Source organism: Flagellimonas oceani, assembly GCF_011068285.1.
Classification (GTDB): domain Bacteria; phylum Bacteroidota; class Bacteroidia; order Flavobacteriales; family Flavobacteriaceae; genus Flagellimonas; species Flagellimonas oceani.
Genome location: NZ_CP049616.1, coordinates 2890602 through 2916368, shown reverse-complemented (window position 1 = coordinate 2916368; position 25767 = coordinate 2890602). Strand labels below are relative to the sequence as shown.

The following is a 25767-nucleotide window of genomic DNA, read 5'->3' as shown; positions in this document are numbered from 1 at the left end:
AGAAATTATCGGATTACTTTTTTTAACACTCCCAAGACCCCTCGGATAAACGTGGCGCTTGTCAACACCTTGACCACGGGGTTCATTCGGGTGCTCCTTCGGCCCGATGACCGCTGGCTTGTTGTTTTTTCTTCTTTTTCCTTTTCGGCCTCTTTTTCGGCCACTTCAATTTTTTTGGTCAGGATTTCGTAAGCGCTTTCGCGGTCGATTTCCTCGTTATATTTTTTTATCAGCTTAGACCTGTCCAGCACATCTTTGATTTCGGAATCGGTTAAAATATCCATGCGGCTCATGGGAGCGCGCATCATGGTGGCCGCCAGTGGGGTAGGTCGCCCTTTTTCGTCCAAGGCGGATACTAGGGCCTCTCCGGTTCCCAATGAGGTAAGCACCTCCGCCGTATCGTAAAAATCCGTTATGGGATAGTTCTGTGCCGTCAATTTTATGGCTTTTCTGTCCTTGGCTGTGAATGCACGCAGGGCATGTTGCACCTTTAAGCCCAATTGCGCCAAAACATCGTCGGGCACATCGGTTGGGTTTTGGGTAACAAAATAAAGGCCTATTCCCTTGGATCGTATCAGCTTTACAATACTTTCAATTTGGTCCAAAAGTGCTTTGCTGGCATTGTCAAAAATCAAATGCGCCTCATCGATGAACAACACGAGTTCTGGTCTATCGCTGTCTCCTTGTTCCGGAAAAGTGGAATAGATCTCGGCCAACAGGCTCAACATAAATGTTGAGAACAGTTTGGGTCGGTCCTGAATATCCGTCAACCGGATAATGTTTACATAACCACGTCCATTTTCATCGATTCGAACCAGATCTTCCACATCAAAAGATTTTTCCCCAAAGAAAAGGTCAGCTCCTTGTTGTTCCAGTTCGATGACCTTCCTCAATATAGTTCCCGTGGAACTTGTGGAGATTCGTCCGTATGCCTTTTGAAACTCTTCTTTTCCTTCGCCAGTGGCATATTGAAGCACTTTCTTGAAATCGTTCAAATCCAAAAGCGGTAACTTATTGTCATCGCAGTATTTAAAGATCACGGCCACGATGCCTTCCTGTGTAACGCTCAGATCCAGGATTCTGGAAAGCAGTACCGGTCCAAACTCCGAAACGGTGGCACGCAAGCGGACCCCGCCTTGTTCGGAGAGCGACATAATTTCAACGGGAAATCCTTTAGCCTCGAAAGGAAGGCCTATTTTTTCTTGTCGTTCGTCAATTTTAGGATGTCCTGGACTGGGTTGGGCAATACCGCTGAGGTCACCTTTGAGGTCCATGAGCAATACGGGGATTCCCTTGTCGGACAAGTTTTCGGCCAACACTTGTAGGGTCTTGGTCTTGCCCGTACCGGTAGCACCGGCAATGAGTCCATGGCGGTTCATCGTCTTTAGCGGAATTTTTATGTAAGTGTTGGTCATGGTCTCGCCCTCCAACATTCCAGCGCCAACGGTAATGTAATCGCCTTTCATGGCGTACCCTTGATCTATGTGCTCAATGAACTTTTCTTTGTTGGCCATCCTGTTCAATTTCCGATAAAAATAGGGTAATTTTAAGCAAAACTAAAAACAGGATTATGAAACCTTTTCAATGTACGATTTGGGCCATATTGTTGATTGGCTTAGTAACAACCACATACGCACAGGAATCCACGGAGCTTATTTTTCATAAATCGCACGAGCCCAAAAAGCAAAATGCGCCATACAGTGATGCCGTACAAGCAGGCAATATGTACTTTTTGGCGGGACAGATAGGTATGGACCAAACCACAAGGACTTTGGTGAAGGGCGGGATTCAAAAAGAAACCGAACAGGCCATAAAAAACATACAGGATGTTCTGGCACAGCACGGTTTGACCTTGGACAATGTGGTAAAATGCACCGTGATCTTGGCCAATATTGAGGATTTTTCGGCATTCAATGAGATCTACACCCAATATTTTACCAAAAAACCCGCCCGAACCACTTTTGCGGCCAGTGGCCTTGCTGCCAATGCCCATATAGAGATAGATGTTATCGCTGTAAAGTAGGTGGAACCATAGAAGTGGATTATCTTTGCACCATGGTAGAAGAAAACGTGATGGATTTGGTGGAAAAGGGCTTGATGCTGCCCCTTATGGAAGAATTTTATACCATTCAAGGGGAAGGTTACCACAAAGGAACGGCCGCATACTTTATTAGGGTAGGCGGGTGCGATGTGGGATGCCACTGGTGCGATGTAAAGGAAAGCTGGAATGCCGAAACCCACCCGCCGACGGCAATCGATAGTATTGTGGCCAATGCCGAAAAATATTCCGATACCATTGTAATTACAGGGGGGGAACCGCTGACCTGGGATATGGGGCCGCTTACCCAAGGGCTCAAGGAAAAAGGTATGAAAATCCACATCGAGACTTCAGGAGCATATCCGTTAACGGGGGTTTGGGATTGGATTTGCCTTTCGCCAAAGAAAATTAAACTTCCCGTGGGGGATATTTATAAAAAAGCACACGAACTCAAGGTGATCGTATTCAACAAACACGATTTTATTTTTGCGGAGGAACAAGCTGCACAAGTAGGGGAGGATTGCATTCTTTATTTACAGCCCGAATGGAGCGTGCGGGACAAAATGGTTCCCTTGATAGTGGAATATGTGATGAAACACCCTAAGTGGAAAGTGTCTTTACAGACCCATAAGTATTTGAATATTCCCTAAGAGGATTATCGCCCTCCATATTTCTTAACGTCCAAAAGACATTCGGGACCCAAGCTTGGAACAGCTGCCAGACCTTTGGAGGTATTTCTCTTCATTTCTTTTAGAAGCGATGCTCCGAACTCCAGTTCTGCACGCATTAAACAGCCGTCCACGTTACAGTGGTTATCGGACTCGGAATCCTCATGGTCGTTTACTGATTCGGTAGATAAATTTATCAATCCGAACAAGTGGCCAAATTCATGGAGAATTGTGGCCGTTTCCACGTCCTCGGTAGTAATGGCCGTGCTCCTGCTGGCGATATCTTTAACGGTAGATTCATAAATGACCATGGATGTATTGCGGTACACGGCCCCTAGCGTTACAAGGTTTTCATCCTCTTCATCACTGTCCGCAGGTGCATCGGCAAAATAAATGTGAATGGCCAATGTTGAACCATTGTTGTACTCGTCCCGGTTTTCTTTCTCCAAATCCACGATCTCATCTAGGGTCAGCGTTTCTTCGTTCGGAGAGGATAAGGCCGTGTACTTGAACTCAATATCTTCTTTGAAAGTGCGAGCCCTCAAAAATTCTTCGAAGTTGGCAATGGCCCCTGCCGTTGGAGCAAAACCGTTCACATAATCGATTTCTATCAAAAGTTTATCAAAAGTATCGTTGGAAAGTAAATCCCTGGCAGATGCCCCCGTGGACAAAAGATTTCCTGCCTTTAGGTTTGCATTGGTGTCCGGCGAAGACGTAATATCCCCCCCTTTGGAGCAGTTGATCAATAATGCGAAACAGCATAAAACAGGAAAAACAACTTTTTTCATAATATGGGATATGTATTGTAACGTGCTAAAACGCAATCTATTATTTTTTTAATGTCAGCTTGGCCAAATAGTCGTAATGCTCACCTGAAATTACAAGTTCGCAATTAAAACCATTGGATTCACAGGCATTTTGCAAGGTATTTATATCTACGTAAACCCAATCAAAAGGGTTGCTTTTTTGTCCCTTGTATTCCATTTCAAAAGATACTTCGCCATAATAGGTGCCGTCGTCCGGAATCCAGTAACCACCATCGTCATCCTGTTCAAACATATAGATAATATCGCTGGAATCGAGCAAAACCTGACCATTGGGTAGCAATAATGAAGCCAAATGGTGTAGAAAACCACTTAAATTTTTCAGTTTTCCCGCCAGACCGATACCGTTCATCAACAATAGCAGGGTGTCAAACTTTTCCTCAGAGTAGTCCAGAATGGCTTTCTTTACGGTCGATTCAACCCCTCTGTCCTTGCACACGGCAATGGCACCTTCGGAATTGTCCAAGGCCGTTACATCAAATCCTTTGTTCTGAAGATAAAGTGCATGGCTGCCCGCTCCGGCACCAATATCCAATACCTTTCCGCTAGCCAATTGCAGGGCTTTCTGTTCAATTTTGGGCATTTCATCATACGTTCGGAACAAATAAGGAACGGGGATGATATCCTCTTCGTCCAAAGATGAAAAGGTTTTAATGTCCTCCGTATACCGGCCGTTTTGATAATCGTTCAGGGCCATTCCAAAAACATCTGCCATAGTTTCGGTTTGTTTCTGCAAAGATGTGACTTTAATGGTATAGATAGGTTTAAAATGGATAAGTTTGTGGCCTATGGAAGAAGTGCTAAAGGAATTACCACAAAAGGCCAGGGAGAAACATTCCGAGAACAAAAAATTCTTCGCCAAGCTAAAAAAGCGTCCGCCAAAGGACCTGGATTACACCATGCAGGAACTGCACGGGGCGGAGTTTGAACGTACCGATTGCCTTACCTGCGCCAATTGCTGCAAAACCACGGGCCCGTTGTTCACCAATGCCGATGTGGAGCGCATTGCCAAGCATTTTAGGATGAAGCCCTCCCAATTTATCGATGAATTTTTAAGGGTAGATGAGGAAAACGACTATGTTTTACAGAGCGTTCCCTGCACTTTCTTGGGAGCGGACAATTACTGTTCCATTTACGATGTACGCCCCAAGGCTTGCCGTGAGTTTCCGCACACGGACCGAAAAAAATTCCAACAGATTTCCAACCTTACCTTAAAAAATGTGGCGATTTGCCCCGCAGCTTTTAACATTGTGGAAGAAATGAAAAAGGCCATCAAATTTTAATGATTTGCTATATTTGAAGGAATGGAGCAGCTGATTTCATATTTTGAGACCATTCCCTCTTGGCACCGCAGCCTAATTTTGGTGGGCGGAATCACTTTTTTCTGGGTTTTGGAGGGTATTGTGCCCTTGTTCAATGTTCCCTATAAAAAATGGCGACATTCCGTTCCCAATTTCTTTTTTACGCTGACTACGATCATTGTGAATTTTCCCTTGGCCTTTCTTTTGCTGAAATCTTCGGATTGGGCGGTGGAAAACCAATTTGGAATCATTAATTGGTTGCCCGATATGCCCTTGTGGCTTTATGTTGTGCTCGGTGTGATGTTTTTGGACCTTATCGGGGCCTACGCTGCGCATTGGGTGGAACATAAAGTAAAACCCTTGTGGATGGTCCATTTGGTGCACCATTCCGATCATAATGTGGACACCACTACGGCGAACCGCCACCATCCCCTGGAAAGTTTGATTCGCTATGCGTTTACTTTGCTTGGAGTCATCATTGTTGGGGCGCCTGTAGGCATTATTATGCTCTATCAAAGTTTGTCGGTCGTGTTTTCACAGTTCAACCATGCCAATATCCGATTGCCCAAAAAAGTGGATAGCGCTTTGAGCTGGATAATCGTAAGTCCCGATATGCACAAAGTGCACCATCACTATCAATTGCCCTATACCGATTCCAACTACGGAAATATCTTCTCCATTTGGGACAGACTTTTTGGCACCTATATGTCCATGGACCCCAAGGATATTGTGTACGGGGTGGACACTTTCCCGGATGAAAAGGAAAATGCCAGCATCAAGGGACTGCTAAGGCAACCTTTCCATAAATACCGAAGGCCTACGACCAAAGGATAGGCAGTGGGCAGTTGACAGTTGACAATGAACAATTAACAGTTCGAGAACCTTTCACCTTTTCCCCTTAACCCTCAACCCTCAACCCTTAACCCGCCCTCCCCATCAACCAATAACAAATAACCGAATAACCGAATAACCGAATAACCCAAAAGTAGACTCAAGAGCCAAGACATAGGACATAGAAGTTGGAAGTACGAAGTCGGAAGTCAGTTGACAGTTAACAATAAACAATAAACAATGAACGATAAACAATAAACAATTAACAGTTCGAGAACCTTTCACCTTTCACCTTTTCCCCTTAACCCTTAACCCTTAACCCTTAACCCTCAACCCTCAACCCTCCCTCCCCATCAACCCAAACCCCTCATCCGTCAACTCAAACGGGGCATACGTCAATTGGTGGTTAAAAACCTCGGCAGAACTTCCGAATTTGCCGAAATATTTAATCATTAATCCAAAAAAATCATGAAAAAGATTCTTTTTTCAGTATTGGCCGTGGCCCTGTTGTGGTCCTGCGGTAAAGATGACGGCCCGGACACCCCGCCAGCGTCCACCAAGCCCACCATAACGGACTTTACGCCCAAAACGGGCCCCGAGGGCACAGAGGTGACCATTACGGGAACCAACTTTTCCACCACAAAAACGGAGAACACCGTTAAGTTTGGCGACATAACCGCCATGGTGGACAATGCCACCGCCACGCAATTGATGACCAAGGTGCCCACCGGCGCCACAACGGGCAAGATAACCGTTACCGTAGATGGCCAGACCGCCACAAGTACGGGAACATTTACCGTTGGCGAGGTTGAACCCGATAACCAGGCCCCCGAAATGGAAGACCAAGAGCTTACCGTAGCGGAGGACATTGCCGATACCGATGAAATTGATCAAGTAATGGCCACAGATGCCGATGGGGACGACCTTACCTTTGCCATGGTGACCAACGACAACGACCTTTTTATGCTCTCTGAAAGTGGTATTTTGACCTTGGCAGAAGGAAAAACCCTCGACTACGAGACCGCCACCTCCCATAGCATTACCGTAAGCGTTACCGATGGTGAGGAAACGGTGGAGGCCACCGTGACCATAACCGTGGAGAACGTAATGGATACAACGGCAGAAGACCCTACCTCTTTTGTGACCAAATGGGAGACCACGACCCCCGAAGAGACCATTTATATAGGTGCCAATGCCGATTACGCCTACGACTTTACCGTGGACTGGGGCGATGGTACCGTGGAGACCATTAACGAGCTGCCCGAGAACCATATGTTTGAACATACCTATGCGGAGCCGGGCATCCATACCGTGGCCATACAGGGAACTTTCCCTGCAATTCGTAGTTTTACAGTTTATGAACAGTTTGACAACGATGATGAACAATTATTGAAATTAGTCGGTCTGGAGGAATGGGGCACCATTGTATGGCAAAACTTTTCCTCTGCTTTTTATAAGTGTGGTAACATGGTGTACAATGCCACCGATGCACCTGATCTTTCCAATGTTAAAATCTTAGCGAGTATGTTCAATGGAGCTTCTTTGTTTAATGGCAATCTCAATGATTGGAACACGGAAACTATCACAAATATGAGTTTTATGTTCGCAGGGGCAACTTCCTTTAATGGGGATATCAGTGGTTGGAATACCTCTAAAGTAATTAATATGGAATGGATATTCTCAGAGGCCACATCTTTTAACGGGGACATCAGTGAATGGGATACCTCCAATGTGGTGAATATGATCTCAATGTTTTACGGGGCCACTTCATTTGATCAGAATCTAGGTGGCTGGGATATTGGTAGCGTTGATATTGATCTTGGGGGTATGGCCAGTATGTTGGACAATAGTGGGATGTCCAAGGAGAATTTTAATGCAACCTTGATCGGTTGGCATGGCTATGTTTCCGAAAATAATGCTCCGTTGGATATAAACTTAGGGGCAGCGGGGCTAACGCTTTGTGGTCTGGCTCCATTTGAAGCAGCGGACGACTTAGAAACGAGCTATGGCTGGGATATACAGGGTATTGCCAATTTTGAGCTGGAGTGCAATTAAGTTACTAACTATAATTTTTTAGGCAATTTGTTATGCAAGACCGGGAGGGCCACGTGCTTTTCCGGTTTTGTTTTTTATTCAGAAATCGGAAGTCAGAAGTCAGTTGGCAGCAAGCAGTTGGCAGTGGGCAGTTGACAATGAACAATTTACAACAACCCAATAACCCAATAACCGAATCATCCAACCATCCACCCTTCGACTACCTGCCAGCCGCAGGCGGGCGCTCAGGGTCCGCTCTTCCAACAATCCAACAATCGAGTAATCCCTTCACCCATCAACCATTAACAAATAACCAAATAACCGAATAACCGAATCCCCCCATCAACCCAAACCCCTCATCCGTCAACTCAAACGGGGCATACGTCAATTAGTGATTAAAAACCTCGGCAGAACTTCCGAATTTGCCGAAATATTTAATCATTAACACAAAAAATTATGAAAAAGATACTTTTTTCAATATTGGCCGTGGCCCTGTTGTGGTCCTGCGGCAAGGACGACGGCCCGGACACCCCGCCAGCGTCCAGCAAGCCCACCATAACGGACTTTACGCCCAAAACGGGCCCCGAAGGCACAGAGGTGACCATTACGGGAACCAACTTCTCCACCACAAAAACGGAGAACACCGTTAAGTTTGGCGACATAACCGCCACGGTGGACAATGCCACTGCTACGCAATTGATGACCAAGGTGCCCACCGGCGCCACAACGGGCAAGATAACCGTTACCGTAGATGGCCAGACCGCCACAAGTACGGGAACATTTACCGTTGGCGAGGTTGAACCCGATAACCAGGCCCCCGAAATGGAAGACCAAGAGCTTACCGTAGCGGAGGACATTGCCGATACCGATGAAATTGATCAAGTAATGGCCACAGATGCCGATGGGGACGACCTTACCTTTGCCATGGTGACCAACGACAACGACCTTTTTATGCTCTCTGAAAGTGGTATTTTGACCTTGGCAGAAGGAAAAACCCTCGACTACGAGACCGCCACCTCCCATAGCATTACCGTAAGCGTTACCGATGGTGAGGAAACGGTGGAGGCCACCGTGACCATAACCGTGGAGAACGTAATGGATACAACGGCAGAAGACCCTACCTCTTTTGTGACCAAATGGGAGACCACGACCCCCGAAGAGACCATTTATATAGGTGCCAATGCCGATTACGCCTACGACTTTACCGTGGACTGGGGCGATGGTACCGTGGAGACCATTAACGAGCTGCCCGAGAACCATATGTTTGAACATACCTATGCGGAGCCGGGCATCCATACCGTGGCCATACAGGGAACTTTCCCTGCAATTCGTAGTTTTACAGTTTATGAACAGTTTGACAACGATGATGAACAATTATTGAAATTAGTCGGTCTGGAGGAATGGGGCACCATTGTATGGCAAAACTTTTCCTCTGCTTTTTATAAGTGTGGTAACATGGTGTACAATGCCACCGATGCACCTGATCTTTCCAATGTTAAAATCTTAGCGAGTATGTTCAATGGAGCTTCTTTGTTTAATGGCAATCTCAATGATTGGGACACGGAAACTATCACTAATATGGCTTACATGTTCACAGGGGCAACTTCCTTTAATGGGGATCTCAGTGATTGGAATACTTCCAGTGTGGTTAGTATGTACTCTATGTTCAACGGAGCCATTGCCTTTGATGGGGATATCAGTGATTGGAAAACCAGTTCTGTTAAAAATATGACCTCTATGTTTCAAGACGCAACTTCCTTTAACGGTGACTTGAGTGGTTGGGATACCTCCAACGTGCTCGAGATGTTTTCTATGTTCGAGGGAGCCACCTCCTTTAACGGAGACATCAGTGGTTGGGATACCTCCAACGTGACCGTTATGTTTTCTATGTTCGAGGGAGCCACCTCCTTTAACAGGGACATCAGTGGTTGGAAGACTTCCAATGTGACCGACTTTAATAGTATGTTTAAAGGCGCCAGTGCCTTTGACCAAAATCTGGGCGGTTGGAAAATTAGCTCTGTTCAAAACATGAAAGACATGTTAAACAATAGCGGGATGTCCAAGGAGAATTTTAATGCAACCTTGATCGGTTGGCATGGCTATGTTTCCGAAAACAATGCTCCGTTGGGTATAAACTTAGGGGCAGCGGGGCTAACGCTTTGTGGTCTGGCCCCATTTGAAGCTGCGGACGACTTAGAAACGAGCTATGGCTGGAATATAGAGGGTATTGCCAATTTTGAGCTGGAGTGCAATTAAGGTATTAACTATAATTTTTTTAGGCAATTTGTTATGCAAGACCGGGAGGGCCACGTGCTTTTCCGGTTTTGTTTTTTATTCAGAAGGACGAAGTCGGAAGTCGGAAGTCGGAAGTCGGAAGTCAGTAGGCAGTGGGCAGTGAACAGTTAACAATGAACAATAAACAATTTACAATAACCCAATAACCAATAACCAATAACTAATAACCAAATAACCGAATAACCGAATAACCGAATCACCATCCAATAAATCAATCGTAGATCAAGTACTTTTCCCTAATTTTTTTAAACCGTTCCAAATCTGCTTGCCAAGTGGCCCTGATTTCTTCGTTGGTCATGCCATCCTCAATCTGTTTTTGAAGCAATGGGGTGCCTGCGTGTTTGGTAAAACCTTCTGTCAAAAAGAATTTCGATTTGTCCAAGGTGTTGTTGTAGGCATCAATGATCCATTCCATGGTCACCTCGCTCATTCTTTCAGTTTTGGAAAGATCCCGACCGTAACAGGTCTTGCCTTCTTCCTTTGGGTACTTGGAACCAAAGTTGGGTTCGGGCACATAGCTAAAATCATAGGCCGTACTGTCCATAAACGATGCCCCGTAGCGTTGGAACTGGAATTCGGTGCCGCGCCCCGCGTTTACATTGGTACCTTCAAACAATCCGAGACTTGGGTATAAGGTAATGGAGGTATCATTGGGCAAATTGGGAGAAGGCCGAATGGGCAAGTGGTATTCGGATTCGTGGGTGTAGTTCTCCAATTCAATGACGGTCAAATCAGCTTTGTTGCCATTTTCCAGCCATCCTTCGCCGTTCAACATTTGGGCATATTCGCCCATCGTCATCCCGTAAACGAGCGGAATCGTGTTCAGTCCCAAGTAGCCGGTGTGTTCTTTCATCATGGTAGGCCCGTCCACATAATGTCCGTTCGGGTTGGGTCGGTCCAAAACGATAATGGGCGTATTGTTTTCGGCACAGGCCTCCATTACCAGCTGCAATGTGGCAATATAGGTGTAGAACCGCACGCCTACGTCTTGTATGTCAAACACAATAACATCCAGCTCGCCCAATTGCTCTGGCGATGGTTTTCGGTTCTTCCCATACAGCGAAACAATGGGCAATCCCGTTTGGGTATCCATCCCATCTTTTACATGTTCCCCAGCATCCGCGGTGCCCCGAAACCCGTGCTCGGGCGCAAAAACTTGCTTTACATCGACCCCTGATGATAACAATGAATCCACCAAATGTACATGGCCTTCTTTTTTAAAGATGACACTGGTCGGGTTTGCTACCACGCCGACCGTTTTTCCCTGCAATAGCGGCAGGTAGGTTTCCGTTCGATTGGCCGCCACTTGTATGGGAGCTGGTGCTTGGATGGCAGGTTCCGAAGCAGAAATGGCTTTTTTTTGTTGTCCCTTGCAGGAGGAAATCACCAAAAACAACAATAAAACTGTACTTTTGATTCTAGATAAAATGGGCATTCGTTGAATTTAGAATTATTTATTGCCAAGCGCCTTGTTACAGGGAAGGAACATAAAATTAGTATTTCCGCCCCGATAATAAAAATTGCCATTGCCGCGATCGCTATCGGCGTGGTAATGATGCTCATTGCCATTGCTACGGGTGTTGGCCTTAAAAACAAGATTCGCGAGAAGGTCGCAGCCTTTAACGGTCATATCCAGATTTCCAATTTTGACAATAACAATTCCGAGGTTTCCCTCACACCTGTCTCCATTGATCAGGATTTTTATCCCGAATTCAAAAATGTGGATGGGGTAAGGCACGTTCAAGCGGTGGCCACCAAAGGCGGAATTATTAGAACGGCCGATACGTTCGAGGGAATGCTGGCCAAAGGCGTGGGTACCGATTACGATTGGAGCACGTTTAAAGAGTATTTGGTCGATGGCAGGTTGCCCGATTACGGCGGAGACCTAAACGAGGAGGTGCTCATTTCCAGTTTAATGGCCAATAGGTTGCAATTGAAGGTCGGGGACAGCTTCTTTTCCTTTTTTTTGAGGGATGGGGATGCGTCCAAACCACCGAACAATCGTAGGTTCGAAATCGTGGGCATTTACGATAGCGGTTTTGAGGAGTTTGATGAAACCTACGTTTTTGTGGATATCCGCCATATCCAATTGATGAACCGATGGGAGGAAAACGAAATTGGAAATTTTGAGGTCTTTATCGAGGATTTTGACCAAATTGATGAGAAGAGCAACGAGATTTATGGTAAAACCGTATCCGTTTTGGATACCCAGAACATCAAATCCAAGTACTTCCGCATATTTGAGTGGATCGGTCTTTTTGATTTTAATATCGCCCTGATCATCGGCATTATGATCATTGTTGGGGGCATCAATATGATAACAGCTTTGCTGGTCCTTATCTTGGAACGTACCCAAATGATCGGGATCTTAAAGGCGTTGGGGTCTGCCAATTGGAGCATCCGAAAAGTATTTTTGTACAATGCCGCCTATTTGATTGCCATTGGATTGTTCTGGGGCAACCTGATCGGGCTTGGGGTCATATTTCTTCAGAACAAGTACCGCATGTTCAAGTTTCCGAACCCGGAGGAATATTACATCGATTATATTCCCGTGCACATGGACTTGCCCACCATCTTACTGTTGAATGTTGGCGTAATGTTGCTTTGCCTGTTGATGCTTTTGATCCCATCGTACATCATCACAAAAATAACGCCGGTAAAGGCCATTCAGTTTGAATGATCGGAAATAAAAAATTATAGAAATATGGTTCAGCTTAAAAGCAAGAATACCGTTGTTGGAATTGATAAAGGGGAGTTGGTAAGTTATGTGGTGCAGGGACATGAGTTTATCCATCAAAAAGGAAGTCCGGGATGGGGCAGTGCCGATACCGAAATGTTTCCCATAATCGGCCCGGTGAACGAGGCCAATTTTCGGGTAAAAACCCCAAAGGGAGAAGCGGTTCAAGACCAGCACGGACTTTTGCGCCAAATGGAGTACGAGTTGGAGCATCAAACGGAAACTTCTGCCGTTTTTGCCAAAGAATATCCATCGGGGACGGAGGTTTCCAATTCAAAATTTCCAGAAAAATCCACGGAAGAAGCCTTATCCTGGCCCTATGATTTTAGGTTCGAGAAATCATTTTTATTGACGGACGATAGCCTTGAAATCCATTTCAAAGTTTCTGGAGAGGAAGGAATGCCCTTTATGTTGGGGTATCATCCCGCATTTAAATTGCATTCGGAATCGCCGGTCATTATCGCGAAGGACAAAGAAATTTCGTTGGATGAGGTCTTGGCCGTTGGCAGCCGGGCGTTGCAAGTGCCGGATTGTACGGCCATCACGCTAAAGGACAAGAAGGAGATTACCATTACAACCGAAGGTTTTGGCCATTTTATGTGCTGGACGGAGGTCGGGAATATGGTATGCATAGAACCGATTACCTTCTATCCCTATGCTGTGGAGCAGGCAAATTTGCATCAGGGATTTCAAAAATTGGAGGATTCGGCCCAATTTAAGGTGATCTTGAGTCCTAGGACATAGCTGTTAAGACGCAAGCACTTGGTTCCTGCCATGCTTTAAAAAATATTGGGTAAGAATGCTTTCTGTCTCCAACGTATGTTTTTGGGGCGTGATAAATGTTTCGACATCTTCAAGAGAGGATATTTCAATGTCCATATCTATAAAACCAAACCCTTTGTAGATACCGTCCGCAATTAAAATCACGGCGCTTTCATTTTCGACCCTGCCTTTTTCTTTGATGATACGGACTTCGGATGACAACAATTTCATGTGGGCGATCGCTTCCTCGACCTTTTGGTTGTAATCCTCCGGAGATTCTTCGCCTTTGCAGATTCCTTCGCAGGTATTTATTTGATGATGGGAGCAAGCGGCAGTTGTCTGTTGCAGATGACAATATTTGGGGCAAAGGGAAAAACTTTTGCACACCTCTTCCAAATATGCCCGGCATTCGGTTTGATTATGGAAAACCTTTAACGGATTCGGAACCCCCTTAATGGTATTGTAGGCAAGGTGGACAATTCCATTTCGGTCTTCATAGGCAAAAATGGCGTATTGCTTGCCCGCCCTTTTTTGGGCGCGGTTATAGGGAGGGAACAACCTTTTTATTTCTGCGGATTCCATCAACAGGGCGACCAGTTCGCTGCCTGCCAGTTTAAAGTCGATATGGGCCGTCTCCCCGCACATTTGAAGCTCTTTGCGGCTCTTGTCGTAAAAGTGCCCCAACACCCTTTTTTTCAGGTTGATGGCCTTGCCCACATAAATAATCTCCCCCTTTTGGTTCATAAAATAATAGATGCCCGGTTTGTGCGGGATCTTGTCGAAAACCGCTTTGGGCAAATGGGGCGGAAGTGTGGCTTCTTGACTTCGGGCATTCAAAAACAATTTAAAGACCCCTTCCGATTCAGGGTCCTTCAACAGCTTCTCGAACAGAAGCACCGTGGCATGTGCATCTCCGCGGGCTCGGTGCCTGTCCGATAGCGGAATTTGAACAGCGGAGCACAATTTTCCCAGACTGTAGGAGCGCAGGCCAGGAATCAACTTTCGGGATAGCCGAACCGTACAGAGTTTTTTTCGGGTAAAATCAACCCCGATTTGTCGGAACTCCTCTTTGATCACCCCATAATCAAAATTAACCGAGTGGGCCACAAAAACACAGTCCTCGGTAATGCTTAAAACGTTTTGGGCGATTTCTTTAAAAGTAGGAGCATTTTGCACCATTTGGTCATCAATTCCGGTAAGTCCCGTTATAAAATAGGGAATGGGGCTCTCTGGGTTCACCAAGGACGTAAATTCGTCCACGATCTGATTCCCATCATGTTTAAAAATGGAAATCTCGGTAATCTTGTTGCCCTTGATTCCGTTTCCCGTGGTCTCTATGTCGATGATGGTGTACAAACTGCTAAATGGAAATGAGTGTTGAAATTATGGATAAAGTTTTCAGCATCCAAGAATCAAATGCTTTTGCTCTAAAATTGATTGCGGTATTCGGTCGGCGTACAACTTTTGAACGCCCTGAACTTTCTATTGAAATTGGCTATGTTGTTGAACCCGCATTGTTCCGCAACTACGGCAACCGATAGTTCTGGGTTTTTTACCAGCATTTTGCAGGCGTTCTCGATGCGGATTTCAATCAAAAACTGAAAAAAAGTTTTATTGGTCCGTTTTTTAAAGTATCTACAGAAGGCGTTTTTGCTCATATTCGCCTTTTCTGCTATTTCATCCAGTGTGATGGGTTCTTGATAGCGCTCCATGGCATAGTCGTACACTTGGCTCATACGCTTGCCCTCATCGTCGGTAAACGATTTTCGATACACAAAGGAGGAAAGTGGTGTGGTCTTGGACTTGTTGATTTGATTGATGATCATCAGCAAGGAGGCAATCTGTTCCACTTTATTCTGATGGGAAAGTTTACTGAACAAGGGAATGATTTTACTTTTTCTGGATTGCACCATCATCCCAAACACGGATTTTTTAAAGAAATTTTGTGTGGACGAGAGATCCGTAAGCTGAAAAAAATCCTTACCGAAGGAATCTTGGTCAAAAAATAGGGTATGCATCAAGGATTCTTCCATGATCCGGGTATCGCTGCGGAACACGTGCGGGATAAAACTCCCGATGACCAGAATATCACCGGCCGTATACTCATTTATGCTGTCGCCCACAATAAGGGATCCCGCACCCTTTTCAACATAACTGATCTGAATTTCCCCATGCTGGTGCAATTGGTCATAAAATACTTGTTCCCTGTCAATCTGATAGACCAGTGCCTCGTTTTTGGGTTTAGGGATTTTAAAGGGCAAGACTTTCATGTATGGGCCTAAATTATTTCAAAAACAGAAATTTTGACTAAATTAAGGTAATATAGTATAGGAATGCGCTAATAATAGTATAAAAGATAGTTCGGTACTCTTTGTAATTTTAGATAGCAATAATTAAAGAAGACTATGGTAAAATGGGAAGGCGTAATGCCTGCTGTAACTACAAAGTTTACAAGTGACGATACTTTGGACCTTGCGATGTTCGAAAAGAACATCAAGGCGCAGATGGATGCCGGTGTGCATGGGATTATTCTAGGGGGAACCTTGGGAGAAGCAAGTACCTTGGAACAGGAAGAAAAAGAGGCGTTGATCCAAAAATCACTGGAACTGGCCAATGGAAAAATTCCAATAATTATGAATGTGGCCGAACAAAGCACCAAAGGTGCCATAAAGGCGGCCCAAAAAGCGGAAAAGGTAGGTGCGCAGGGATTGATGCTATTGCCTCCCATGCGATATAAAGCCACGGATTATGAAACCGTTGCCTATTTTAAGGCCGTGGCGAATAGCACTTCGTTGCCCATTATGCTCTACAATAATCCAGTGGACTATAAAATTGAGATTACCTTGGAGATGTTGGAAGAATTGACCGAATGCGAAAACATAGAGGCCATCAAAGAATCCACCAGAGATATCACCAATGTTATCCGAATACAAAATAAATTTGGGGATAGGCTCAAAGTTTTTACGGGAGTCGATACCTTGGGCTTGGAGAGTCTTGTGATCGGAGCCGTAGGTTGGGTAGCGGGCTTGGTTTGTGCATACCCGGCCGAAACCGTGGCCATTTATGAGTTGGTAAAAGCAGGAAGAACGGAAGAGGCACTCAAGATCTATCGTTGGTTCATGCCCTTGTTGGAGTTGGACATCAGCCCGCAATTGGTGCAAAATATTAAGTTGGCCGAAGTGGCAACAGGCATAGGCACCGAGTATGTTCGTGCGCCAAGATTACCTTTGCAGGGCGTGGAAAGGGAAAGAGTGTTAAAAGTGATTGAAGACGCAATGAAGAATAGACCGGAACTTCCGGAATATAAAAATATAAACAGTGTTGTATGATAACAGGTAAAAACTGTATTGGAGGACAATTTAAAGCGGATGGGTCCGTGGAGTTCAAAACCGTAGATCCAAAGAAAAACGAAGAGAACCCCACGGTTTTCATTGAAGCCACAAAAGGGGAAATTGATACTGCGGCCGAATTGGCGTGGGAAGCATTTAAAGTGTTCCGTAAAACTTCAGGAAAGCAGAGAGCGGATTTTTTAAATACCATCGCCGATGAAATATTGGCCTTGGACCAAGAGTTGATCGATACCTATATGCTGGAATCTGGCCTGCCCGAAGGTCGTGCCATTGGAGAGCGCGGAAGAACGGTTTTTCAATTACGATCATTTGCAAAATTGGTTGAAAACGATGACTGGCGCGAAAATACCTTTGATGCCGCCCAGCCCGATAGAAAACCACAACCCAAGGAAGACCTCCGCAAGACTATGATTCCACTTGGGCCCGTAGTGGTTTTTGGGGCCAGTAACTTTCCGCTGGCTTATTCCACCGCAGGTGGGGATACCGCGAGTGCGTTGGCTTCTGGTTGTCCCGTAATTGTAAAGGGGCACCCCATGCATGCCGGTACGAATGAGTTGGTGGCCTCGGCCATTGCAAAAGCAGCCGAAAAAACCGGAATGCCAAAAGGCGTGTTTTCAAGTGTAAACGGAGGTACCCAAACCGGAATCGATTTGGTGGAACACCCAAAAGTGAAGGCCGTTGGCTTTACGGGAAGCATTGGCGGCGGAAGGGCACTTTTTGATTTGGCGGCCAAGCGCGAAGAACCCATTCCCGTTTTTGCCGAGATGGGCAGTATCAACCCCGTGATCATGACCGCAGATGCCATATCCAAACGAGGTAGTGAACTGGCAAAGACCTATGCAGGCTCCATCACTTTAGGTACGGGTCAGTTTTGCACCAATCCAGGGCTTTTGTTAACGGTAAAAAGTCCGGATACGGAAGCCTTTGTTCAGGAGTTGGCCAAAGAAACCACCGCCATTGATGCGCAAACCATGCTGCATCCCAACATTAAAAAGGGATACGAATCCAAGGGAGAAGATGTAATTTCTCAAAAAGGTGTTGCAGTGGTTGGTAAATACGAAGGGAATTTGGACGCAAATGAAGCAGCTTCAATTATTGCAAGTGTTTCAGGCGAAGTATTTTTAAAAAACCCGAAAATGCACCAAGAAGTCTTTGGGCCCTTTTCCATGGTGGTGCAATGCAAGGATGAAGCAGAGCTTCTTCAGATTATAGAAGGCTTGGAAGGTCAGTTGACAGGGACGCTCATCGCGGAGAAGGGGGATGGTGCAAATCTCTTGGAAATCGTGGATGCGCTTCAGAACAGAGTGGGAAGAATTATTTACAACGGAGTTCCGACCGGTGTTGAGGTATGTGCATCCATGCAGCACGGAGGGCCTTACCCTGCATCAACGGACTCCAGATTTACGGCCGTGGGCATTCATTCCATAAAAAGATGGGTACGCCCCATAAGCTATCAATCTTTTCCAATGGAATTATTGCCGGACCATCTAAAAAAATAGCGAGTGGCCAGGAAAACATTTTTTTGTGTAGACGCACATACTTGCGGAAACCCGGTTAGGGTGGTAGCAGGAGGAGGTCCCAATTTGATGGGCAATGATATGAGCGAGAAGCGTCAGCATTTTTTAAAGGAATATGATTGGATTCGTCGGGGATTAATGTTTGAGCCCAGAGGGCATGATATGATGAGCGGAAGTATTTTGCTGTCTCCGCACGACCCGGAAAATGATTTTGCCATCCTGTTTATAGAAACATCGGGCTGCTTGCCCATGTGCGGCCATGGAACCATCGGGACCATTACGGTTGCCATAGAGGAGGGAATGATCGTGCCGAAAGTGCCCGGCAAGATCAGAATGGAGGCACCTGCCGGACTGGTGGAAATCGAATATCAGTTGACCGGTAAAAAGGTGGAATGGGTGAAGCTTGTTAACGTAAAATCGTATTTGGCGGCCGAGAAGCTAACGGTTGAATGTCCAGAATTGGGTGAAATCAATTTTGATGTGGCCTACGGAGGAAATTATTATGCCATAGTAGATCCGCAACAGAACTTTTCGGGATTGCAAGATTATTCGGCAAGCCAGATCATCCATTTTTCGCAAGTGGTTCGGAAACGTATCAATGAAAAGTATGCAGATATGTTTGTGCATCCCGATAATCCGACCATACGGGATGTCAGTCATATGATGTGGACCGGGCAGCCCATGGATGCCACGTCATCGGGCAGGAATGCCGTTTTTTATGGAGACAAGGCCATAGACCGTTCTCCTTGCGGAACGGGAACATCGGCGCGTATGGCACAACTATATGCAAAAGGGAAACTCGAACTGGGACAGCCTTTTGTCCACGAAAGCTTCATCGGGAGCAAATTTGTGGGCAAAGTTGAGGCGGAGACCACTTTGGATGGAAAACAGGCCATAGTTCCCAGCATTCAGGGATGGGCACAGGTGACGGGCTATAACAATATTATAATAGATGATGATGACCCCTATGCACATGGATTTCAGGTGTTATAATTTTAAAAATCAACAAAATATGAAGCATACATTACAAAGCTTTTTAAAACAACTCTGTTTTGGAACATTCTTTATTGTTTCGGCAATTGGAGTTTCCCAGACGAGCAAACTGGCCGATCTGGTAACCGAGTTCGAAATGGATGCTTGGGCGCTGGAAAGAACCTACATCATCGATGAATCCGAGGAATATTATCAGCGATTTACCACATTCTATTCCGATTGGGAAAAGAAAATATCAGCTGTTGACTTTGCTTCGTTGTCGCAGCAAGGCAAGGTAGACTACATTCTTTTGAAAAACCTTGTCGCCAAACGGGAATATTTTTTTAACCAAGATTACAAGGCCTACCAGGAAGTGGATGAGGTAAGCAATTTTGCCAAGGATATTTTCCCTTTCATCAAAGACAGACGAAGGGGTAAAAAACCGGATGCCAAACAATTGGCACAAACATTTCAAGATGCCACAGCTGCAATTGATTTGGAAATGGAGGCTTGGAAAACCAAGCCCTTCAAAGATTGGCAAACTGCCGATAAAGCTTCGGAGCTTGTCAATTCTTTTCAGAAGGGATTGGAAGAGGCCTACAATTTTTATTACGGCTACGATCCCGACTTTACGTGGTGGGTGGAAAAACCCTATCAAAAGCTAAACGGGAAAATGACAGCTTATGCAGAATTCTTAAAAGAGAATTATTCGGAGGGGAGTGTAAAGGATGATGGTAGCGGCATCATAGGAAAGCCCATTGGCGAGGAGGCACTTAAAGAAAGTTTGGCGTTGGAATTTATCCCCTATACCCCTGAACAACTTATAAAAACGGCCGAAGAGCAATTTGAATGGTGCAAAAACGAGATGATCAAGGCTTCTCGGGAATTGGGCTACGGCGACGATTGGAAAAGGGCATTGGAGCATGTAAAGAACACCTATGTTCCGGCCGGTGAACAACCACAGGCCATTATGGACCTATATTCCCATTCGGTAGATTTTATTGAGGAACGTGATTTGATCACCTTGCCAGCACTCGCGAAGGAAACTTGGGGCATGCAAATGATGAGCCCGGAAAGGCAAAAGGTCAGTCCGTTCTTTTTGGGTGGACGTGACATCATCATCTCGTATCCCACCATGGAAATGGACCATAACGACAAGTTGATGAGCATGCGGGGAAACAATCCGAATTTCTCTTTCCCAACGGTCCAACATGAGCTACTGCCAGGTCACAATTTGCAATATTTTATGACCAGCCGACATAAAAGTTATAGAAGACCTTTTTCTACACCTTTTTGGACGGAAGGTTGGGCCTTGTACTGGGAAATTATCCTTTGGAACAAGGAATTTCCACAAACACCGGAACAAAAAATGGGCATGCTCTTTTGGAGAATCCACAGGTGTGCAAGGATCATTTTTTCGTTAAAGTTCCATTTAGGGGAAATGACCCCGCAGGAGTGCATAGATTTATTGGTGGATGAGGTGGGCCACGAATATGCCAATGCCGAGGCCGAGGTGAGAAGATCGTTCACTACAAGTTACCCGCCCTTATATCAATTGGCCTACATGATGGGCGGCCTACAATTTTATGCCCTCAGAAACGAAATGCTGGAAAAAGGATGGGCCGAAAAACAGTTTCATGACAGGGTGATGTTGGAAGGACGGATGCCGGTAGAAATATTGAGGGCTTTACTGCAAGACCTTCCTTTGAACAAAAACTATAAAACAAAATGGAAATTTTCCACAGATTTTAACTAACAAGGTAGTTCCCCACAACTTCAACCAGAGTAGAGGATATAAAAACGGGTTTAGATTTTGAAGATAAACCCGTCTTCCTCCACTTTTTTCTCATATTTATCCTTATCAAAAACATAGAGGTAAGCACCTTTACGGGATACGCTCATATCTTTTTCGTCCAGTTTTATCAGTACATCCAAAGAATTGATCTTGTTGATGAAGTTCCGTTTGTCCAACTTTTTGTCCAAAATGGATTCGTACAAATTTTGAAGCTGTCGCATGGTGAACTTCTCAGGCAACAGTTCAAACCCAATGGGCTTGCTCAGGGCACGCCTTTTTAATCGTGCCTTGGCCTTTTCTATCATTTCATTGTGGTCAAAAATCAGATTGGGGGCTTCCTTAATATCGAACCAATGGGCGGAATCCAATTGAATCCCATCAAAATGGTGGCTATCAACGTCGATCAAGGCGTAGTAGGCGACAGATATGGTTCGTTGCCCTGGATCTCTATCAATTTTACTGTAGGTATGGATTTGCTCCAGATAAATATCGTTGAGTCCGGTCAGTGTCTCCAAAACCCTTACGGCAGCTTCATCTAAATTTTCATCCCTTTTTAGGAACCCTCCAATAAGTGACCACTTTCCCTTTTCTGGCTCAAAATTTCTTTTGATAAGTAAAATCTTAAGATTTTCCTTATCAAACCCGAAGATGATACAGTCGACCGCCAATAAAACCTGATCTTCTTTCTGATAATAATTAAGGTGCATATTAGGGTCTTCCGACACTTCCAAGTTTTCTTCCATCATTTTAATAGAATCTAAAAATCCATAAGCAAAAATATAAACAATTATTAAATAGTAAGGTTGTAATAAAATGATGCATGGCGCCGATGCAGTACGAGTTTAGAGAAACTTATTTAAAGTATCCATATTTTATCTTTTGAATGTTGACCTTGAACCTAATGAACTCTAGTGCCCACGAAAGGAAATTTGGATTAACATTTGTTTGCGTAAAAAAAAAAACTTTCGTTAATTTATAAATGTAAAAAAAACACTTATAGAAAAGGGCCAACGGTTTAAATCTATAAACACAATTAATGTCGGAAAGTAATTGGTTCCGGCTTGTAAATTAGAATAGTATCAAATCTCATGCACATGAAAATTTTAAAGTATTTGGCAATTGCAACTGTCTTCCTTTGCACGAAGTTTCTTCTTGCCCAAGAAAAAGTAAAGGTGAACATAGTCGAGGATAACGACGCGCCCATCGTCAGTAAACATATCTACGGTCACTTTGCAGAGCACTTGGGGCGTTGTATTTATGAAGGGTTGTATGTTGGAGAGGAAAACAAGATTATTCCAAATACCGAAGGAGTGCGAAACGATATTATTGAAGCCCTAAAGGAACTCGATATTCCAAACTTGAGATGGCCGGGAGGCTGTTTTGCGGACACCTATCACTGGAAAGACGGTGTAGGCCCCAAAGAGGATCGTCCTACCATCGTCAATCGTTGGTGGGGTGGGACCACAGAGGATAACAGTTTTGGGACCCATAACTTTCTAAACCTGTGTGAAGTGCTGGATGCGGAGCCTTATCTATCGGCAAATGTGGGCAGTGGTACCGTACAAGAGTTGATAGACTGGGTACAGTACACCAACCATGACGGTATAAGCCCAATGGCCGATTGGCGCCGTGAAAATGGACGGGAAGAACCTTGGAAGGTGAAATATTGGGGTGTTGGCAATGAAACCTGGGGCTGTGGCGGAAACATGACCGCAGAGTACTACGCAGATATCTATCGTCAATATGCCACCTTTATGCCGGGTTGGTCCGGTGAGACCGAGGTATATAGGATTGCCTCTGGAGCATCGGAAGATGATTACCATTGGACCGAAACCTTGATGAAAAATGTACCTCACGAATTAATGGAGGCTGTTGCCCTGCATGATTACGCCGTGTTTGATTGGAACGATAAAGGCCCATCTGTCAACTTTGATGAAGAGATTTATTTTAAAACTATGGAGCAGGCGCTCAATATGGAGGAGTATGTGACCAAGCATATCGAAATTATGGATAAGTACGACCCCGAGGGCAATGTGGACCTGTTTGTTGACGAATGGGGAGGGTGGTACGATGCCGAACCAGAAGTAAAGAACGGAGTGCTTTTCCAACAGAATACCATTAGAGACGTAATGATTGCCGGAACTGTGCTCAATACGTTTAACAATCATGCCAAAAGGGTTAAAATGGCAAATTTGGCACAAATGGTCAATGTGCTACAGGCAGTGATACTTACCGATGAGGAAAAAATGATCAAAACGCCTACCTATCACGTCATGCACATGTACAAAGTGCACCACGATGCAAAATTGCTGCCATCCACTATCGAAGAAAATGCAGAATTCAGAGGGCTTCCGGTATTATCCGTATCGGCATCCAAAGATGAAGAGGAGAAAGTTCATATCTCCGTAGTGAACATTGATCCGGAAAAGGACATGGAGGTGGAGATGGACGTATCCGCATTGGGCCTTAAAGATGTTGAGGGGAGTATTTTGACATCGGATAAGCTACAAGATCATAATTCCTTTGACAATCCAGAAAAGGTGACACCAAAGGAATTCAAAGGAGCCAAATTGAAGAAAGGGAAAATTACACTGACCATTCCTGCACATTCACTTATTGTTTTACAAGGAAGTTAGGAGAAAATGAAAAAAGTCCTATTGACACTGGGAGGTCTATTGCTTTTGAACATAGCCTGCAAGGAACAGTCCAAAAATGAACAGCGTGATCAAAGTATGGTCACGGAATCGCCCGACTATCCCATTGAGTCCGTAAACATCCAGAACGTAAAGCTCAAAGATGAGTTTTGGTTGCCCATCATACAACGGGTTCAAGAAAAAACCATAGCATATGCGTTGGCCAAATGCGAGGAAGAAGGTCGCTTTGACAATTTTTTGATTGCTGGAGGAGAAATGGAAGGCGAGGTAAAAGGAGCCATGCCTTTTGATGATACCGATGTCTATAAAATTATTGAAGGAGCCTCCAATTCCTTGATCAGTGCTCCCAATCCCGAATTGGAAAAATTGGTCGACTCCTTGGTATCCATCATTAAAGTCGGACAGGAGCCCGATGGTTATTTGACCACTTGGAGAACCATCAATCCGGCCAATCCACCTGCCAATTGGGTGAATGTTAACAAGGGAGAACGTTGGGAGTCCTTGGCGGCAAGTCACGAACTCTATAACGCAGGCCATTTGTATGAAGCCGCCGCTGTTCACTACAAGGCCACGGGAAAACGAAATTTTTTGGACATCGCGCTTAAAAATGCCGATCTAATGGTGGAGACCTTTGGTGATGGCGAAGGAAAGATTGCTGCGGTCCCTGGACATCAGGTCATAGAAACGGGACTCATCAAACTGTATCGGATTACCGGGAATGAGGATTATTTAACACTTTCCAAATACTTTTTGGACAATAGGGGCAATCCTGAAAATCACGAGCTGTTCGGACCTTATTCCCAAGATCACCTACCTGTTGTGGCACAGAACGAAGTAGTAGGGCACGCCGTGAGAGCCGTTTACATGTATGCCGCCATGACGGATATTGCTGCCATGGAAAAGGATACCGCCTACTTGGATGCGGTGAATGCGCTCTGGGAAAACATGGTCAACAAAAAAATGTACATAACAGGGGGTATTGGGGCCAAGCACGACGGTGAAGCATTCGGCGAAAACTACGAGCTGCCCAACCTGACGGCCTACAACGAAACATGTGCATCCATTGGAGATGTGTACTGGAACCATAGGTTGCACAACCTTACCGGGGATGTAAAATATTTTGATGTCATTGAAAGAACCTTATACAATGGGTTGATTTCTGGATTGTCGCTGGACGGCCAGCAATTCTTTTATCCCAACGCATTGGAATCCGATGGGGTCTACAAGTTCAATCGGGGAGCATGCACCCGACAAGATTGGTTCGATTGCTCTTGCTGTCCAACCAATGTAATTCGTTTTGTTCCAGCATTGCCCGGATTGATTTATTCCAAAGAAGGAAATACGCTGTATGCAAACCTGTATGCCAGTAATGAGGCAACCGTGGAATTGAAAGATCAAACTGTTAGGGTAACCCAAGAAACAGCCTATCCATGGAACGGAAAAGTAAAGTTTACCGTACAACCTAGAGAAGAAGGCGAGTTTACGGTCAAGTTCAGGGTTCCCGGATGGGCCAGAAACGAGGTGCTTCCCGGCGATTTGTATCGGTATTCATCCAAAGACGAAGCAAGGAACAAGCTTAGTTTAAATGGGGAAGAACTGGATGCGGCCGCCGATAATGGCTATTTTACGGTGACCAGAACTTGGAAACCAGGGGATGAGGTGTCACTGGAATTCCCAATGTCCGTTAGAAAAGTGATTGCCAATCCAAAGGTGGAAGAAGACCAAGGGAAAATGTCCCTCGAGTATGGTCCAATGGTCTATGCTGTGGAAGAAATCGACAATAAAGGTTCTTTTGATGAAATCGATGTGAAACCCGAGGACAGTTTTAAGGTGGAGATGCAACCGGAACTTTTGGGAGGCGTCAACACCATATCCAACGAAAAATTAACTGCAATTCCATACTACGCTTGGTCCAATCGTGGTATTGGCAAAATGAAGGTATGGTTGCCTGCAGAGGAAAAATAATACATCGAAGCTAGAAAAAGAGCA

The 25767-nt window shown here is 45.0% G+C and carries 21 protein-coding genes; 14 read left to right on the top strand and 7 right to left on the bottom strand.

Going from position 1 to position 25767, the window contains the following annotated elements; genetic code table 11:
* Window positions 1-5 precede the first annotated feature (5 nt).
* Window positions 6-1514: a helicase HerA-like domain-containing protein gene (locus GVT53_RS13325; RefSeq protein WP_166249022.1), complete on the bottom strand. Its 1509-nt coding sequence runs from the start codon at window positions 1512-1514 to the stop codon at window positions 6-8.
* 56 nt (window positions 1515-1570) lie between these two features.
* Here GVT53_RS13325 and GVT53_RS13320 point away from each other — a divergent pair, with 56 nt between their 5' ends.
* Window positions 1571-2023: a Rid family detoxifying hydrolase gene (locus tag GVT53_RS13320; RefSeq protein ID WP_166249021.1), complete on the top strand. Its 453-nt coding sequence runs from the start codon at window positions 1571-1573 to the stop codon at window positions 2021-2023.
* A 32-nt stretch (window positions 2024-2055) separates the two neighbouring features.
* Window positions 2056-2688: a 7-carboxy-7-deazaguanine synthase QueE gene (locus GVT53_RS13315; protein ID WP_166249020.1), complete on the top strand. Its 633-nt coding sequence runs from the start codon at window positions 2056-2058 to the stop codon at window positions 2686-2688.
* Window positions 2689-2693: 5 nt separating this feature from the next.
* Here GVT53_RS13315 and GVT53_RS13310 read toward each other — a convergent pair whose 3' ends face one another.
* Both GVT53_RS13310 and GVT53_RS13305 read right to left on the bottom strand, forming a co-directional pair.
* Window positions 2694-3494, bottom strand: a complete 801-nt coding sequence (locus GVT53_RS13310; RefSeq protein ID WP_166249019.1) for a hypothetical protein — start codon at window positions 3492-3494, stop codon at window positions 2694-2696.
* Window positions 3495-3534: 40 nt separating this feature from the next.
* A complete protein-coding gene (locus GVT53_RS13305) occupies window positions 3535-4245 on the bottom strand; it encodes a class I SAM-dependent methyltransferase (RefSeq protein ID WP_166249018.1) in 711 nt (236 codons plus the stop codon).
* Between the two features lie 73 nt (window positions 4246-4318).
* Here GVT53_RS13305 and GVT53_RS13300 point away from each other — a divergent pair, with 73 nt between their 5' ends.
* The 4 genes from GVT53_RS13300 (at window position 4319) to GVT53_RS13285 (ending at window position 9952) form a co-directional block, all read left to right on the top strand.
* Window positions 4319-4813: a YkgJ family cysteine cluster protein gene (locus GVT53_RS13300; RefSeq protein ID WP_166249017.1), complete on the top strand. Its 495-nt coding sequence runs from the start codon at window positions 4319-4321 to the stop codon at window positions 4811-4813.
* 21 nt (window positions 4814-4834) lie between these two features.
* Window positions 4835-5665, top strand: a complete 831-nt coding sequence (locus tag GVT53_RS13295) for a sterol desaturase family protein (protein ID WP_166249016.1) — start codon at window positions 4835-4837, stop codon at window positions 5663-5665.
* Window positions 5666-6130: 465 nt separating this feature from the next.
* Window positions 6131-7717 (top strand): BspA family leucine-rich repeat surface protein, encoded by a 1587-nt coding sequence (locus GVT53_RS13290; RefSeq protein WP_166249015.1) that lies wholly within the window; start codon window positions 6131-6133, stop codon window positions 7715-7717.
* A gap of 435 nt (window positions 7718-8152) precedes the next feature.
* On the top strand, window positions 8153-9952 hold the full coding sequence (locus tag GVT53_RS13285) for a BspA family leucine-rich repeat surface protein (protein WP_166249014.1): 1800 nt from the start codon (window positions 8153-8155) through the stop codon (window positions 9950-9952).
* Window positions 9953-10202: 250 nt separating this feature from the next.
* Here GVT53_RS13285 and GVT53_RS13280 read toward each other — a convergent pair whose 3' ends face one another.
* Window positions 10203-11426, bottom strand: a complete 1224-nt coding sequence (locus GVT53_RS13280; RefSeq protein ID WP_166249013.1) for an exo-beta-N-acetylmuramidase NamZ family protein — start codon at window positions 11424-11426, stop codon at window positions 10203-10205.
* Between the two features lie 3 nt (window positions 11427-11429).
* Here GVT53_RS13280 and GVT53_RS13275 point away from each other — a divergent pair, with 3 nt between their 5' ends.
* Together GVT53_RS13275 and GVT53_RS13270 are read left to right on the top strand one after the other, a co-directional pair.
* The gene (locus GVT53_RS13275; protein WP_166249012.1) at window positions 11430-12671 is read left to right on the top strand and encodes an ABC transporter permease; all 1242 of its coding nucleotides are present in this window, start codon (window positions 11430-11432) and stop codon (window positions 12669-12671) included.
* Window positions 12672-12695: 24 nt separating this feature from the next.
* Window positions 12696-13472 carry an aldose epimerase family protein gene (locus GVT53_RS13270; RefSeq protein WP_166249011.1) on the top strand — a complete coding sequence of 259 codons (777 nt, stop codon included), beginning with the start codon at window positions 12696-12698 and terminating at the stop codon, window positions 13470-13472.
* A gap of 3 nt (window positions 13473-13475) precedes the next feature.
* Here the strand turns inward: GVT53_RS13270 and GVT53_RS13265 are convergent, their stop codons facing one another.
* Complete coding sequence (locus GVT53_RS13265) at window positions 13476-14846, bottom strand: exonuclease domain-containing protein (RefSeq protein WP_166249010.1); 1371 nt, start codon at window positions 14844-14846, stop codon at window positions 13476-13478.
* A gap of 71 nt (window positions 14847-14917) precedes the next feature.
* Complete coding sequence (locus GVT53_RS13260; protein WP_166249009.1) at window positions 14918-15760, bottom strand: AraC family transcriptional regulator; 843 nt, start codon at window positions 15758-15760, stop codon at window positions 14918-14920.
* 135 nt (window positions 15761-15895) lie between these two features.
* Between GVT53_RS13260 and GVT53_RS13255 the strand changes: the two genes are divergently transcribed.
* The 4 genes from GVT53_RS13255 to GVT53_RS13240 are packed head-to-tail and all read left to right on the top strand — an operon-like array spanning window position 15896 to window position 21085.
* Complete coding sequence (locus tag GVT53_RS13255) at window positions 15896-16819, top strand: dihydrodipicolinate synthase family protein (RefSeq protein ID WP_166249008.1); 924 nt, start codon at window positions 15896-15898, stop codon at window positions 16817-16819.
* Window positions 16816-18339, top strand: coding sequence for an aldehyde dehydrogenase (NADP(+)) (locus GVT53_RS13250; protein ID WP_166249007.1), 1524 nt, complete (start codon window positions 16816-16818; stop codon window positions 18337-18339). The genes GVT53_RS13255 and GVT53_RS13250 overlap by 4 nt, the downstream gene beginning before the upstream one ends.
* A gap of 3 nt (window positions 18340-18342) precedes the next feature.
* Window positions 18343-19350, top strand: a complete 1008-nt coding sequence (locus GVT53_RS13245) for a 4-hydroxyproline epimerase (RefSeq protein ID WP_166249006.1) — start codon at window positions 18343-18345, stop codon at window positions 19348-19350.
* Between the two features lie 19 nt (window positions 19351-19369).
* Entirely contained in the window at window positions 19370-21085 is a 1716-nt protein-coding gene (locus GVT53_RS13240; protein ID WP_166249005.1) for a DUF885 family protein, read from the top strand.
* A gap of 50 nt (window positions 21086-21135) precedes the next feature.
* Here GVT53_RS13240 and GVT53_RS13235 read toward each other — a convergent pair whose 3' ends face one another.
* On the bottom strand, window positions 21136-21870 hold the full coding sequence (locus GVT53_RS13235; RefSeq protein ID WP_417940543.1) for an NUDIX hydrolase: 735 nt from the start codon (window positions 21868-21870) through the stop codon (window positions 21136-21138).
* A 348-nt stretch (window positions 21871-22218) separates the two neighbouring features.
* Between GVT53_RS13235 and GVT53_RS13230 the strand changes: the two genes are divergently transcribed.
* Together GVT53_RS13230 and GVT53_RS13225 are read left to right on the top strand one after the other, a co-directional pair.
* On the top strand, window positions 22219-23760 hold the full coding sequence (locus GVT53_RS13230) for an alpha-N-arabinofuranosidase (protein ID WP_166249004.1): 1542 nt from the start codon (window positions 22219-22221) through the stop codon (window positions 23758-23760).
* Between the two features lie 6 nt (window positions 23761-23766).
* Complete coding sequence (locus GVT53_RS13225) at window positions 23767-25743, top strand: glycoside hydrolase family 127 protein (protein ID WP_166249003.1); 1977 nt, start codon at window positions 23767-23769, stop codon at window positions 25741-25743.
* Window positions 25744-25767 lie beyond the last annotated feature (24 nt).